Genomic DNA, 12,229 nt, shown 5'->3' on the forward strand with positions numbered 1-12,229 from the left:
GTTTCGCGACATAACCATCAATCGTGGCAACACCTCAAATGGCGGCAACCACCCCGTAGCGCGGCGTAACGAAAGAGCGAGAGCAACGAGCGAAAGAGGCACCCGCGAGGCGGCGATAGCCGCCCCGATCACGCCATCGAAGGCTGAAGCGCCACCACAGAACACCATCGGCAACCAAATACCCAATGATCGAAATAAAGAATCTCTACAAGCGCTACCACAACCACCATGGTAGCGACTGGGTGCTCAAAGACATCAACCTCACCATACCCACCGGGGTGAGTGTAGGCCTGATTGGCCGCAACGGTGCCGGTAAATCAACACTGCTGCGCCTTATTGCAGGTATGGACACCCCAGATAGAGGCGAGGTGATACGCCACAGCCGCGTTTCATGGCCAGTGGGGCTAGCCGGCGGCATGCAAAACAACATGACTGGCCGCCAAAACGCCAAATTTGTTGCACGTGCTCAAGGGTGTGGGCCAGAAGAAGTCAACCGCGTTATCGAATTCGTTCAGGATTTCGCGGAAATCGGCGAAGCCTTCGATGAACCCGTACGTACCTATTCATCAGGTATGCGCTCGCGCCTTTCGTTTGGCTTATCACTCTCGTTTGATTTTGACGTGTACATTTCAGATGAAGCCACCGCCGTAGGCGACCGCTCTTTCAAAGCCAAAGCACAAGCGCTTTTTAAAGAGAAAGTGGGCAAAGCGTCACTCATTATGGTGTCGCACGGCGAGGGTATTCTGCGAGACCTTTGCCAAGTAGGTATCTACATAAAGGATGGTCAGGCCTATTGGTACGACGATATCAACGAGGCCATTTTGGCGTACCACACCGATGTGGATGAGCAAAAGCAGGCTGGTGTTAGTGGGGAGGATGAGTCCACGCACACGTTAGATGGCGATCCGGCAACCTTTAATAAAGCCCAGGTTCAGGAACTGCAAAAAAAACTTAAGCAAGCCCGCCAGTATATGAATGGTATTGGACAGCGTCTTCAACAGGCAAAGCATGAAAAGTGGCCTAAAGAAGAAGTGCAATTACTCAATCATCTACGGTTAGAAGCAAACGAGCAGGTGACTGAGCTTAGAGAGATTCTGAATCAAACATCTATTGGGGCTCGTCAAAGTGCCAAAATGCAAATTGGTCAAGCGCAGCTAAGCATCAATGCGTTTACTCAATTGCTCGAAAAAGCGGAAACTGAAAATTGGAAAGCACCGCGTAAAGCGACTATTGAAAAAGCACTCAAAAACGCTCATCTACAAAAAGAGCAAGCAGAAACTGCATTAGAAGCGATGGATGGCTTGGATTAAGCGCCTTTTAATACTATTAACATATAAAGCAGGAGAAGTGAGTCAGTGAATAGAATTGCTATTGTCGGCCATCCATCTTCGGGGTACACGGACGTAGAAGCACTGTTGAAACACTATGGTATGGGAGAGGCAGCCCCTTCCAGAAGGGAAGGCATGAGCGTTCACGATATTGAAGCCTCACTTTTTAAAGCCCATAACGCCGTTAACATCGAACAGGTGCAAACCGAGGCCGAGTTAAGCCAGTTAACGCCCAGTAGTGTATGGCAAGGCCTAGCTCTGGATTTTCTGCTAGGTAATATGCAACAGAAGGGCGTATGGGGCTGGGCCTCATCTAACACACTTCCCTTACTGAATATGTGGCATGAGGTAGATGATCAAACAGCTTTTCTGTTGGTGTACCAGCATCCTGCCATTGCGTTGCAAAATGCACTAGATCGCAAAGAAAGCATATCCCCAACTGAGGTGCTCAATAACTGGGCGGCCTATCATGGTGCATTGTTAGCCTTTTACCTTCGTCACCCTGAAAGAAGCTTTCTGGTTCACACTCAGCAGCTCCTTAGCCAGCCTCAAGAGGTACTCAAAGCGCTACCTGGGCTTTCAGCTAAGCCAACAGAAGGTTTAGTGGCAACCACTAAGGCCAGCCCATTAACGGCTGTCCTGAACTCTCTGGAAGGCGGTGAGCAGACAGAGACCGCATACTTAGAAGCAGAGCCATTAGAACGCTTTCTAAGCGAGCAAGTGGTTGAAAAGCACCCAGCACTCTCCCTCTTTGAAGAGTTACAGGCGAGTGCCACTCAGCCAGGTGAAGTTAACGGTGGCATTGCAAGTGAAGATGCTTGGAAACACTTTAGGCAGCAGCGCGTTGCACTACTGAATACGCTAACCAAATTGCAGCAGGCACTGGAAAAAGAAAGCGCTAAGAACGCTACTTTAAAGCGTGAAAACGAGGAGTTGAAAAAAACACCGCCTACTCCAACCGTTGCGGCTGTGGATACTACTGAGCTACAGCAAGAAAACAGCATGCTGCTAGAGCAGTTGCACGTAGTTCAGGAAGAGTTAGAAAAGCTGTATAGCCAAGCTAGAAAAAAAGGCACAGTAGTTTCAGAAAGCGGGCCTTATTACGGTGCTGAACAGCGTGTCAAGCGCCAACTCACCTACCGGTTAGGCGCAGTGGTGGTGAATAGTCACAGTGTAAAAGACTTTGTCTGTCTACCCCTGGCCCTAAAGCGCGAATATGCTGCTTATCAGAAAGATGTGAAGGCCCGCAAAGGGGAAAAGCTACCGCCTATCTCTCAGTATGCAGATGCTCATAAAGCAGAGCAGGTGAAGCGGCACCTTTCTTATCGCTTGGGACAAGCGATTATGGATAACGCAGGCTCCCCTGTGGGATGGCTGAAGCTACCGATGGCATTAAGCCGAGAAACTAAGGCTTTCCGCAAAGAACGCCAACGCTAATCATCCCCCGCAATCTTGCAAATAACATCAACACCATAGCGAGCACTCTATGTCGGTTGCGTCTAACTCCATTCAAACTCCTCCTTCACAGCCAGCGCATGGCCAAAATTCGCTTACGCCTGTGCAATGGCTAAGCGCTCTTCACGGTATCCAGCCACTGTCACAATTAACCCTGTTAGGAGCGGGCGGTGGCCAGGATGGAGTGCTCATATGGGCACAAGGGCATGCTATTGAGAAGGTAAGCTTGGTTGAAGCTAGCCAGCAACAGTTTCAACATTTAAGCGCTAAATGGCAGGCTGTGCAGCCGGAGTGGCAGTTACACAATGTGGTCATGGATGCCGGGTTTAACAAAGCTGATGCGTTTTATATAGCAAGTAACTCTTCTGAAAGCGGCTTTCTGGCACCTAAAACACTTACGCACTTGTGGCCGAATATCAATGAAAAGGAGAGCCAGCCCTGTGAGCCAGTCACGATGGCTGAGTGGGCAAAAATGCACTGGCAAAGTTCAGGGCAATGGCTCTTTATCGACTATTTTTGTGATGCGAGCCTGTTAACTACCTATGCTGCCGAGTTTCAAAATGTAGATGTACTTGGGGTACGTATAAGCACACATGAAGCGCTACCTAAATCTATTACCGCAGCCGCGTGGGAGCTTGCTTTGAAGCAAGCTGGATTTCAAATACTCAGCCGTGAATGTGAACGGCACCCCCACATTGAACAATGGTTATGTGTGAAGCGGTTTGAATGTGAAGCTGTTGCAGCCAAAGCTGCATTATCTAAAACTAAAATTGAATTAGAAGACGTCAAAGAGAAACTCGAAAATACACAAACTTGGTTTAAAAATCGTAAGCATCAAGCCATAGAATACGAGAAGAAAATAGTGTCTTTAGAGGCTTCGTTAGAAAGCGCTAATAAAGAAATAGCCCGTATTCGAGAGCAGTCTAGCCAATTTGAGGAAATAAAGAGTTCACTTAATCAGTTGGCAATTCAGGTGTCTGAAGGCTTTATGGTGCAGAGCGAGCAACGTCGGCAAGCTGCTAATGCATTAGGGCAGCATGTAACAAAAATGTTTAAAGAGTCTAATGCACAAGAATTATCTAAGGAAAAGGACAACCTATGAGCGTAGAGCCACTTGTGATTAAGCGGGCTATGCAAGCGTTTCGCAAAGGTGATTACGCAACCGCTAAAATGTTTTACCAAAAAGCCGCTAAGCAGTATGGCGCGCACTTATTTAAAGCCAATCTCTACCTGTGTGATAAATACGCTGGCAGCGGTTCAAAACAGCTAACCGCGATGCCTGAGAGCATGACAGGACAAGCGGATCAGGCACAGCGTCAGCTACAGGAAACTCAGCAACTTCTTGAGCACTACTACCAGCGCTGCCAAGAACTTGAGTACCAACGATTAGAGCGTTGATTAACAGCTAAGGTAACAGAATGAAAGTATTGACCGTATTTGGCACCCGTCCCGAAGCGATTAAAATGGCACCGCTGGCGCTTCAATTAGACGCCGATGAGCGTTTTGACGCTAAAGTATGCGTGACGGCACAGCACCGAGAAATGTTGGATCAGGTGTTGTCTTTATTCGAGCTAGTACCCAATTTTGACCTGAATATCATGAAACCGGGCCAAGACCTCAACGATGTCACCTGCGGGATTCTGCAAGGTCTCAAGGGTGTTTTTGAAGAGTTTAAGCCTGATATCGTGCTGGTGCATGGCGACACCGCGACCACCTTTGCCACCACCCTGGCGGCGTACTACCAGCAAATCCCCGTGGGTCACGTAGAAGCAGGGCTGCGTACAGGTAACCTATACTCGCCTTGGCCGGAAGAGGGGAACCGTAAACTCACTGGGGCATTGGCAAAACTGCACTTTGCACCTACCGAAACCTCTCAACAAAACCTGTTGAACGAAGGCATCGCACCAGCGGATATTCACGTAACAGGCAATACAGTGATTGATGCATTGTTGGATGTTGCCCATAAGCTGGATACCAACCAGGCATTGGCTCAAGAGCAGGCTGCACGCTTTCCCATGTTGCAGGCTGGCAAGCGCTTGATACTGGTCACTGGACACCGCCGCGAAAGCTTTGGCGGCGGTTTTGAGCGTATTTGCCAAGCATTGGCAGAGACCGCCAAAGCTCACCCTGATACGCAGATTCTCTACCCGGTTCACTTGAACCCGAATGTACGCGAGCCAGTGAACCGGTTATTGGCAGGTATTGATAACGTCCATCTTATCGAACCTCAAGACTACCTGCCGTTCGTTTACTTGATGAATCGCGCCCACATCATTCTGACGGATTCCGGTGGTATTCAAGAAGAGGCGCCATCTTTAGGTAAGCCCGTGCTGGTAATGCGCGATACCACTGAGCGCCCAGAAGCGGTTTCCGCTGGTACCGTAAAGCTGGTAGGCACCGATGTCTCTACTATTACTGAAGAGCTGACCCGCCTGCTAACAGATGAAGCAGCCTACAACGCCATGAGTTATGCCCATAACCCCTACGGCGATGGCACCGCCTGCGAACGTATTCGCAACGTGTTAAGTGAGTGGAAACAGTAATAGGCGAGCATCAAATACTCGTCACTAACTATTCACGACTCACCATTTAATATTCAACATCCACTACTCACGGATAAACACATGAAATTTGAAACCATCTCTATGATTGGCCTGGGCTACATTGGTCTGCCGACTGCAGCGGTATTTGCTTCACGGAAGAAGAAAGTGATTGGTGTTGATGTCAACCAGCACGCCGTAGATACCATTAACAAGGGCGATATTCATATTGTAGAGCCTGAGCTAGATATTGTGGTGAACGCTGCGGTGAAGCAGGGTTACCTGCGTGCAACCACCACCCCTGAACCCGCTGATGCCTTTTTGGTAGCCGTACCCACACCGTTCCATACAGATGAAAACGGCCAGAACCACAAAGCAGATTTAAGTTATATAGAAGCAGCAGCCAAATCCGTGGCAGCGGTATTACAGCCGGGCAACTTGGTGGTTCTAGAATCCACTAGCCCCGTAGGTGCCACCGAGCAGATGGCAGAGTGGCTGGCAGAAGCACGGCCAGATCTAACCTTCCCGCAAACCCACGGTGAAGCATCCGATATTCGTATTGCCCACTGCCCTGAGCGTGTATTACCGGGCCATGTAATTCGCGAGCTGGTTGAGAACGACCGCGTGATTGGTGGTATGACCCCGAAATGCGCCGAAGCCGCATGCGCGCTCTATCAAATCGTGGTGGAAGGTGAGTGTGTTGCTACCACTGCTCGCACTGCCGAGATGGCCAAGCTAACCGAAAATAGCTTTCGGGATGTCAATATTGCTTTCGCAAATGAGCTTTCCACCATCTGCCACGAGCTAGATATCAATGTGTGGGAACTGATTGCTTTAGCAAACCGTCACCCACGAGTGAATATCTTGACCCCCGGTGCGGGCGTAGGCGGTCACTGTATCGCTGTAGACCCTTGGTTCATCGTAGATGCCTGCCCAGAACAGGCCAAAATCATTCGCGCAGCGCGCGAAGTGAACGATGCCAAACCGCAGTGGGTGCTAGGCCGTGTGAAAGAAGCGCTGGAGTACTACCACCAGCAGCACCCGGATGCCAAGCGTAGCGATTTGACCGTGGCTTGCTTGGGAGTTGCCTTTAAACCGGATATTGATGACCTGCGTGAAAGCCCCGCCCTGGGGATTGCCAAAGAAATTGGCAAGCTGGGCTGCAAATTACAAGTGGTGGAACCCAATATTGAAACACTGCCTAAAGGTCTGGAAGGCGATAACGTAACACTGGCGACCTTCGATGAAGCCATGGCAGAAGCCGATGTGGTATGTGTGTTAGTGAAACACAAGCCGTTTATTGTTCATAAGAAGGCCGTGAGCGGTAAGGAAACCGTCATCGACGCTGTGGGCCTGCTAGGTTAAATATCCACCCATAACTGTCGCTAAACCAGGTGAGTGATAAGGCAAGGCGTTCCGCAGCCCAAGCAGCCACTCACCAATTACCATTCACCATTCATCTCTCACGGAAATCCATGGACGAGCTTCTTCAACACGCGACACATTTAGCGAATCAAACCAGCCATGCACTTTCAATGCCTATCAAAGGCCGTGTGGCTTATGTGGTTAGTCATGGTCAAAGTTATGCGAGCAACGGCTATGCGATTCGCACACAAGGTGTGGCTAAAGCCCTTAATCATCATGGCTTTGAAACTCTCTGTTTTGTTCGGCCGGGTAGACCGTGGGAGTTACAGCAAAATAGCCAACCTACCCCTCCTGAAGTGACCCTTCAGGGGGTGCGTTATATTCATAGTCGCTGGCCTAATGATGTTACGCCGACCAACGAGCGCGAGCACTTAGAAGCGAGCGTTCAGCAATTCATGACGCTGTTCAGCGTTTACCGTCCAGAAGTGGTGCTAGCTGCCTCTAATTGGATAGTAGGCTTACCCGCCTGGGTGGCGGCTAAGCGCCTAGGTTTGCCGTTTTATAATGAAGTACGTGGTTTTTGGGAGCTATCACGCGCTGCACAAGATCCCGCCTTTGAAAGTAGCAAAACCTGCCAAATTGAAGCAGAGCGCGATACGTTTGTGGCAAAGCAGGGGATAACTACTTTCACGTTAAATGCTCCTATGCAAGAAGAGCTGGTGAAGCGTGGCGTCAAGCGCGAAAGCATTCAGCTAGTACCCAATGGCGTGAGCGAGCTACCAAATATTGCGCCTGCCGATCCTGCGCTTAAGAAGCAGTTAGGAATTCAGGAAGGTGACAAGGTAGTGGGCTACATTGGTAGCCACAGTGTTTATGAGGGTTTGGATACTCTGATTGCGGCCTGTGAGGCACTGGTGCAGCAGGGGCAAAGTCTCAAGCTGTTACTAGTTGGAGATGGCCTCATTGTATCTCACACGGCTGAATATAAAAGTGCTGTGTCAGATAAGCCCTGGTTGGTTAATGTAGGGCGCATTCCCCATGAACAAGTCGCACGTTATTACGCGCTCATAGATACAGTCGTTATTCCTCGCAAACTTTTGAAAGTTTGTAATATTGTACCGCCAATGAAAGCCGCTGAGGCTCTGACCTACGGCAAGCGTTTAGTAGTATCTAACGTGGCACCTTTATCAGAGTACGCTAGTAAATACGATAGCGTAGTGAGCTTCGAGGCCGGGAATGCTAAAAGCCTAGCTACGGCTCTTGAGCGCTCGCTGAAGTTGCCAGCGCCTAAGCCCAGTACGAATCTACTATTCTCGTCGCATACTAAGCCGATGGTACGTTTACTGAATGGTGAGGAAAAGGCTCTAAGGCAGAAGAGTGCAGCTAAGGCGCAGGCAAAATTGGTACCAACCAAGTCAAGTTTTGGTACGTTTAGCCACCCGGAAATCATTGAGCTACCTCGAAAAGACCCACTCTGGTATTCCGTGTCAGTCAAAGCGGGTCAGTCGCTTATCATCGAAGCTGCTTCAGAGTATCGTAATATTAAGGGGGCGCAAAATCGCAAAGCGGTTTTGTTGGTCAACGCCTTTGATGCTCAGGGCAACCCGGTTGATAAATCTTGCGGTAAGATGGCGAAATCTGGCCATCTTAAAGCCTTTTTCAAGTACTTGCCCTGCACTCAAAATCAGATCCAGGAACTGCACAGCTTCACTGTGCCGGAAGGCGTAAGTGAGATCCGTATCGGCATTTGTGGCTTCAACAAAAAAGATGACGAGCAAGTTTTCCTGCGGGAGCTGCGCGTCAAGCCGAAAGCTGACAAATCTCAGCCTATGCAGTTCGTGCCCCCTAGTGCTAGGGCCTCCGAGATCAGCATACTAGGTTGGCCGGAGCAGCCGCCCAACGGCAAGCCTTATGTGATTGGCATCATGGATGAGTTCACCACCGGCTGTTTTGAGCAGGACGTCAACCTAATACAGCCTCGCCCAGATAACTGGTATGCTTTAGCCGAGAAATATAACCCCGAGTTCTTCTTTATCGAGAGCGCCTGGAAGGGCAACTATGGTAGTTGGCAGTACAGAGTAGCGGACTACGCCAACAGGCCCGGTCATGAAATTGCCCATATCTGCCAGTATGCGCGGGAGAAGGGGATCCCTACCCTGTTTTGGAACAAGGAAGACCCAGTTCATCACCAGAAATTTATGTGTAGCGCCAAGCTGGTAGATCATATCTTTACCACAGACGCCAACATGAAGGACTCTTACCAAGCCAAGACCGGCAACCCCAACGTACATGCCTTGCCTTTTGCTGCCCAACCAGCCTTGCACAAGCCAGCACCTCTGGCGGGTCGCAAGCCCAGGGCCTGTTTTGCAGGCAGTTGGTATGGTAACCGCCACGCGGAGCGCGGAGAGGCGATGCGCTGGCTGCTGCAAGCAGCTAACCATCATGGGCTGGATATCTATGACCGTAACTACGGCACAGGTATCTTCCCCTTCCCAGAGGAGTACCAAGCAGGCATCAAAGGCAGTCTGCCCTATAAGGAGCTCTGTGACGAGTACAGCCGCTATCGGGTGTTTCTCAATGTCAATTCCGTGACCGATTCACCTACCATGTTCTCACGTAGGGTCTTCGAGCTGATGGCTTGTGGTACTCCCGTGGTTAGCACTTATGCTAAGGGCATCGAGAATTTGTTTGAAAGCGATGCGGTCTGGCTGGTGCATAGTCAGGAAGAGGCCGATGACGCGCTGCAAACACTAATGACGGACAACAACGAATGGCGACGCCGCAGTCTGGCTGGCATTCGAGAAGTATTTGCCAAGCACACCTATGCCCACCGTCTTAACGATATATTTGACCGTCTGGGAATCGAAACTCGGATGGCCACTGATCCTTCTATCGCCCTGATTGCCGAGGCTCACTCTCAACCGGAACTGGAAGCACTGAACTCCTTTGCTTTAAAGCAGAGTTACCGCAGCTTCCAACTAGGTATTATCTGTACACAGGAACTCACTCAGTTGGCAGGTTCACTCTCGAAAAATATCATTCTACTTCAAAGAGAGCAGCAAATCCTTTGGCTAGCCGAAGAGCATTCGGATACTCCATTGGCTGGATGGCTCAGCCCCTTGAACAACTACGGTGAGCATTATCTGCGTGATCTGGTGAACGCTAGCCTCTACGAGCCCGGGGCCTGCGGTTGGGCCAAAGCATTAGGTCAAGACTGCTTCGCATATGAAGGAGAGGCCTGTTTGAGCGGTTTATTGATGCGAACGACTGAGTTTCTCAAGCAGCCCATCACAGCACGTCCAGAGGAGCATATCACACGCTCGGATCTCTACTTAGTTGACAGCGATCAGTTCCAGATTGCCGGTTCGGCTCAACAAGCGATGAGAGGATAAAATATGACCAAGCGTGTACTGATTTGCGGCAACCCTGACCTCAATTACATCGATGGTTCTTCTATCTGGGCTCAGACCATCGCTCTGGCTACCGCCGCCACCGGCGACGCTAAGGTCGAGTTCTTAGCCAGAAGCACTCCAGCTCGGGATGAGCTCTATGGCATGCTCAAGGCCGATGGCAATGTGTCACTTTTGGATGGCAGTGACCGCCAGTACTGGCAGGGCCAGGGCTTTGCTCGCCTTACTCCGGCTATGATGGGTGAGCTGGCCATCCGCCTTGACCGCGCCAAGCCTTATGACGTCATTATCGTGAGGGGGCTGGAGATCGCAAACCAGCTATTGGACGCGCCGGACGTGCTGGCCAAGAGCTGGATGTACCTGACCGATATTCCTCAGTCGCTGAGCGACTATGCCCCAGATCAGCGGCTGGTGTTTCAGCGTATTGCCAAGGGTTGTCAGCGTTTGCTTTGCCAGACCGAGGGTTTCCAGGCCTTATGGCAGGCCCTAGTGCCCGATCTGGATATCGGCAAGCTGCGTATTTACAACCCTGTTATTCCTGACTTACCCGAGTTCTTGGCACCAATCAGCGAACGACCTATGAAGGCGATTTACGCTGGTAAGTTTAAAAGCGACTGGAAGACTCTTGAGATGGCTCAGTCCTGGCCTGCCATACACCGCGAGCTACCTAGCAGTGAGTTGGTGATGATTGGCGACAAGATCCACAACGAGTCGGATCAGCCGAATTATGCCGAGCGCATGCAGCATGCTTTGACGAGCACTCAGGGTTTGGCATGGTGGGGTGCACAATCTCGTGAGGTCGTTCAGGAGCAACTTCAGCAGGCTCGCGTTGGACTTTCCTGGCGCGATGAGAGTATGAATGACACCGTGGAGTACTCTACCAAGATTCTGGAGTACGGTGGGGCTGGTTGCGCCGCCATTCTCAACCGCAACTCGCTCCACGAACAGTTACTGGGGGAAGACTACCCTTTATTCGCCAATAGCGAATCTGATTTTAAACGCCAGCTTATGCGTGCACTGAGTGAACCTAAAATAGCTCAGCAAGCGGCAGATGCCTTGAAACGATTGGCTGAACACCACACCTTCTCCAGCCGAGTAAAAGAGATTCGGCAGTGGCTGGCTGAGACCCCTAAAGCACCTGAACCAAAGGCTAAAACACATGTGCTTGTAGCGGGGCATGATCTCAAGTTTTTCAACTTGCTGCAGAAAAAGCTTGAAGCTACCGGTCAGTTTGAATTCCTTATTGATCAGTGGGATGGACACAACAAGCACGATGAAGCCCAGAGCCTTCAGCTACTGGAGCAAGCCGATGTGATCTTCTGCGAATGGTGTTTAGGGAACCTTAAATGGTATTCCTATAATAAAAAGCCAAATCAGCGTTTAGTGGCACGTTTCCATGCACAGGAAGCCCGTTTACCCTATATGGCAGAAGCTGACTGGCAGAATGTTGATCATGTTAGTTTTGTTAGTGAACACACACGTCGTCAAGCGCTAGAGATTTTTAAGGGCTTTCCTGCTGAAAAAACGTCAGTCATACCAAATTACTTAGACGATACAAAATTTACCCCTAAAAAGAAGACAGGAGAAGCGCGATTTACCTTAGGTATGATTGGAGTCGCTCCTAAAAGTAAACGCTTAGATCGTGCGATAGATCTTCTTGAGGCTCTGTTAGATGAGGATGATCGCTATTGTTTGCGCGTTAAGGGGAAACACCCTCTTGATTATGGGTGGCTGCTAAATCGAGAGGATGAACTGGCTTTTTACGAGCAAGTTTTTAAACGAATCAATGAGCACCCTAAGTTACGTTACAAGGTGATTTTTGACCCTCCCGGTGATGATGTAAATGAGTGGTTGACGATGGTTGGATTTATTCTATCGCCTTCAGATCATGAATCATTTCACATGGCGGTTGGGGAGGGTATATTGACTGGTTCAATCCCACTTGTATGGAACTGGGACGGTGCTAAATGTATATGGGGTGATTCTAATGTTGTTGAAACTGTAAAAGATGCCAAAAAAATAGTGATAGAGTTTGATCGAGATAGAAAGGTACTGAAAGATAATATTCATAGCTTGTTTTCAATGGATATCTTGAATAATTGGCTGAGAATTATTAAGAGCGAATAGTTTT

The 12,229-nt window shown here is 49.7% G+C and carries 8 protein-coding genes; all 8 read left to right on the forward strand.

Translation table 11 applies throughout. The features are described from left to right. The first annotated feature begins 185 nt into the window (after positions 1-185). The 8 genes from NH398_RS00370 (at position 186) to NH398_RS00405 (ending at position 12,225) form a co-directional block, all read left to right on the forward strand. Positions 186-1,310 carry an ABC transporter ATP-binding protein gene (locus NH398_RS00370; protein ID WP_253015729.1) on the forward strand — a complete coding sequence of 375 codons (1,125 nt, stop codon included), beginning with the start codon at positions 186-188 and terminating at the stop codon, positions 1,308-1,310. Between the two features lie 45 nt (positions 1,311-1,355). Next, positions 1,356-2,765: a hypothetical protein gene (locus NH398_RS00375; protein WP_253015731.1), complete on the forward strand. Its 1,410-nt coding sequence runs from the start codon at positions 1,356-1,358 to the stop codon at positions 2,763-2,765. A 49-nt stretch (positions 2,766-2,814) separates the two neighbouring features. Continuing rightward, positions 2,815-3,885, forward strand: coding sequence for a hypothetical protein (locus NH398_RS00380; RefSeq protein ID WP_253015733.1), 1,071 nt, complete (start codon positions 2,815-2,817; stop codon positions 3,883-3,885). Then, complete coding sequence (locus NH398_RS00385; RefSeq protein WP_253015735.1) at positions 3,882-4,181, forward strand: hypothetical protein; 300 nt, start codon at positions 3,882-3,884, stop codon at positions 4,179-4,181. Before NH398_RS00380 ends, NH398_RS00385 begins: the two co-directional genes overlap by 4 nt. 20 nt (positions 4,182-4,201) lie before the next feature. Continuing rightward, the gene (wecB, locus tag NH398_RS00390; protein ID WP_253015737.1) at positions 4,202-5,326 is read left to right on the forward strand and encodes a UDP-N-acetylglucosamine 2-epimerase (non-hydrolyzing); all 1,125 of its coding nucleotides are present in this window, start codon (positions 4,202-4,204) and stop codon (positions 5,324-5,326) included. An 81-nt stretch (positions 5,327-5,407) separates the two neighbouring features. Continuing rightward, on the forward strand, positions 5,408-6,688 hold the full coding sequence (wecC, locus tag NH398_RS00395; protein WP_253015739.1) for a UDP-N-acetyl-D-mannosamine dehydrogenase: 1,281 nt from the start codon (positions 5,408-5,410) through the stop codon (positions 6,686-6,688). Between the two features lie 110 nt (positions 6,689-6,798). Next, a complete protein-coding gene (locus tag NH398_RS00400) occupies positions 6,799-10,080 on the forward strand; it encodes a glycosyltransferase (RefSeq protein ID WP_253015741.1) in 3,282 nt (1,093 codons plus the stop codon). 3 nt (positions 10,081-10,083) lie between these two features. After that, the gene (locus NH398_RS00405; protein ID WP_253015743.1) at positions 10,084-12,225 is read left to right on the forward strand and encodes a glycosyltransferase; all 2,142 of its coding nucleotides are present in this window, start codon (positions 10,084-10,086) and stop codon (positions 12,223-12,225) included. The last annotated feature ends 4 nt before the right edge of the window (positions 12,226-12,229 follow it).

This window comes from Halomonas sp. CnH100-B (genome assembly GCF_024124605.1).
Classification (GTDB): domain Bacteria; phylum Pseudomonadota; class Gammaproteobacteria; order Pseudomonadales; family Halomonadaceae; genus Vreelandella.